Raw genomic sequence first — 2,726 nt, 5'->3', positions numbered from 1 at the left:
AACCGGCTGCTCGCATCGATCGACGAATGGGCAGAGGCGAATGCACCGTCCGGCGTCGGTCCCATCGAGCGTTTTGCCCCCACTGCAATCGACGCGGCGCCGCAACTGAAACTCAAACTCGGCGAAGACGTTCGCACGGTGCTATGGGCTACCGGTTTTCGGCCGGATTTTTCATGGCTGGATTTGCCGATCTTCGATCGCAAGGGCGACCTGAAGCACGATCGAGGCGTTGCTGACGTTCCAGGGGTCTATGTGGTAGGCCTGCCATATCTGCGTCGCCGGAAATCGAGCTTCATTCACGGCGCCGAAGACGACGCGCGGGAACTAACCGCGCATCTGACCGACTACGTCGAACGGTCAACGAGCCAATCAGAGTTGCGTTTCGATTTCCCGCGCAAGCGCGGTTCCAATTTAACGGCGTCGGCGCGGACGCACCTTTGATCGCCGTCCAAATACCCGACTCCCCAAGGACATCAAGATGTACATCAAACCAGCCTATTCCCATTACGACGCCATCGTAGTCGGCGCTCGCTGCGCAGGTGCTTCGACCGCCATGCTGCTCGCACGAGCCGGTCTGCGAGTCCTTGCGGTAGACCGCAAGGCCTATGGGTCGGACACGCTCTCGACGCACGCGTTGATGCGTCCGGCTGTTCTCCAGCTGTCCCGCTGGGGCCTGCTGCAAAGGCTGCTGGACGCCGGCACGCCGCTGATAACCGCGACCACCTTCCACTACGGCGATGAGCAAATCACCATACCCCTGCGCGCGAGTCAGCAGCTGCGTGGCCTGATAGCTCCTAGGCGCACGCTGCTGGATAGGACGTTGGTCGATGCCGCGCGCGAGGCCGGCGCCGAGGTATTGCACGACACGGTTGTTGCGGATCTCGTCAGCGGCGCTGATGCCAGGATGCGCGGCGTTAAGATAGTCACTTCTGAAGGGACGCCTCATACCGTCACAGCCGACATCGTAGTTGGCGCCGACGGGATTGGCTCGCTGGTGGCGAAGCGCTCTGGAGCCCAGACGCTGCGGCGCGGCCGAGTCTCGGCTGCCCATCTGTATGCCTACGTCCCGGCGGAGCCGGAGAGCAGCTATCATTGGTATTTTCGGGAGGGTGTGAGCGGCTCGTTCATCCCGACAAATGACGGCCTTGCCTGCATTGTAGCCTCGGTACCGACAGAACATTTCGACGAACGCTTTCGGGGCGGCCACGAAGACGCCCGGATGGCTGTCCTGCGGTCACTTTCTCCTGCGCTGGCCGCCCAGGCCGAGAAGGCCCACGGCGATAGTTTGAGCGACGGTCGTATACGTGTGTTCCGCGGCGTGCCGGGCTTCCTACGCCAGGTGTATGGTCCGGGCTGGGCGCTGGTCGGTGATGCCGGGTTCTTCCGAGACCCGATCACCTCGCATGGCATTTCGGATGCTTTGCGAGACAGCGAAAGCCTGGCGCGTGCGGTCCTCGACGGATCGGCTCAAGCTTTCGCATCCTATCAACGCGAACGGGACGTTATCGCCGAGCAGATCCTCAAGGCCACCGACGCAATAGCCTCGTTCGACTGGACGCTCAGCGACATCGAGGCCAGGCATCGGCAGTTCAGCAGTGTGATGAAAGCCGAATTCGAGCGGATCGTAGAACGGGAGATGCAAGCCCGACGTTCCCCGTGGCCTTGGTGGCAGCAACGCGCCGAAGCCCTTCGTTCTGCTTAGGTGAACCACGCCTGGATGCTGACGCAGCCGGGCTGATCCACGAAAATCAACCGGATGGAGATACATCGATGAGTGCACAGGCGAAGGACGGATGGATTGGCATCGTCAAGGGTCGGCCGCAAGTGGGCGATTTTGCCGAACGCTCGCGACGCACACGCCTGGAAGACATCCATGCTTTCACCGAAATGACCGGCGACCGTAACCCGCTGCACTACGACAAGGCGCTCGCCGAGGCATCTGTCTTCGGCAAGCTGATCGTTCAGGGCGGCGTCACCTCCGGCATCCTCAATGCAGTTGTGGCCGAGGACCTTCCTGGCCCTGGCACCGTCTTCCTCGAGGTCGCCTGGAAATTCGTCAAGGCGGTTGGAGTCGACGAGATGATCACCGGCCGAGTCGAGATCAAGGAAGTACGTCCCGACAAGCCGATCTGCAAGATCGAGACCTCAGTACGCAACGAGGCCGGCGAAGTCTGTCTAACCGGCACTGCGACGGTGTTCACCGTGCCGCTGGCTCGCGGCTAGGTGGTTGATCATGGCGCGCCAACTGAGTTCTGATAGCGCGCCCGAGGCCGTTATTGTCGAGGATAGGCATCGCTGGAGCGTGCTGGGCATACTCTGCCTCGCAGTGGTGTTGTCGCTGACCACCTGGTTTTCAGCGACCGCGATCACTCCCGAGCTGAAGGCGGTGTGGCATCTCTCGGGCCCGATCGAGGCATGGCTGACCAATGGCGTGCAGATCGGCTTCGTTGCCGGCGCGCTTATCTCGAGCCTCGTCAATCTACCTGATGTCGTCAGGCTGAACCGGCTGATGGCGGTTTCCGCACTGCTTGCCGCCGCCGCCAATGCTTGCCTGCTGCTGCAGCCCGGCCCGGTCGTCATCGTCGCTGCCCGCATCCTAACCGGCGTTGCGTTGGCCGGTGTCTATCCGCCCGCGCTGAAGCTGGTCTCGACCTGGTTCATACGAGGCAGGGGACTGGCGCTCGGCGCCGTCATCGGTGCGTTGACACTGGGTTCGGCGCTGCCGC

At 62.3% G+C, this 2,726-nt stretch carries 3 protein-coding genes and 1 pseudogene; all 4 read left to right on the top strand.

The genetic code is table 11. The features are described from left to right. Positions 1–441, top strand: a pseudogene (locus AC04SH_RS34700) (hypothetical protein); the annotation flags it as partial. Between the two features lie 37 nt (positions 442–478). Then, the gene (locus AC04SH_RS34695; protein ID WP_477345354.1) at positions 479–1,702 is read left to right on the top strand and encodes an FAD-dependent monooxygenase; all 1,224 of its coding nucleotides are present in this window, start codon (positions 479–481) and stop codon (positions 1,700–1,702) included. Between the two features lie 68 nt (positions 1,703–1,770). Then, entirely contained in the window at positions 1,771–2,223 is a 453-nt protein-coding gene (locus AC04SH_RS34690; protein WP_477345352.1) for a MaoC family dehydratase, read from the top strand. A 10-nt stretch (positions 2,224–2,233) separates the two neighbouring features. Continuing rightward, on the top strand, positions 2,234–2,726 hold a 493-nt coding region (locus AC04SH_RS34685), incomplete at its 3' end, for an MFS transporter (protein ID WP_488578071.1).

The sequence above is a fragment of the Mesorhizobium sp. CNPSo 4688 genome (assembly GCF_057784295.1).
This window is presented reverse-complemented; position numbering and strand designations above follow the sequence as displayed.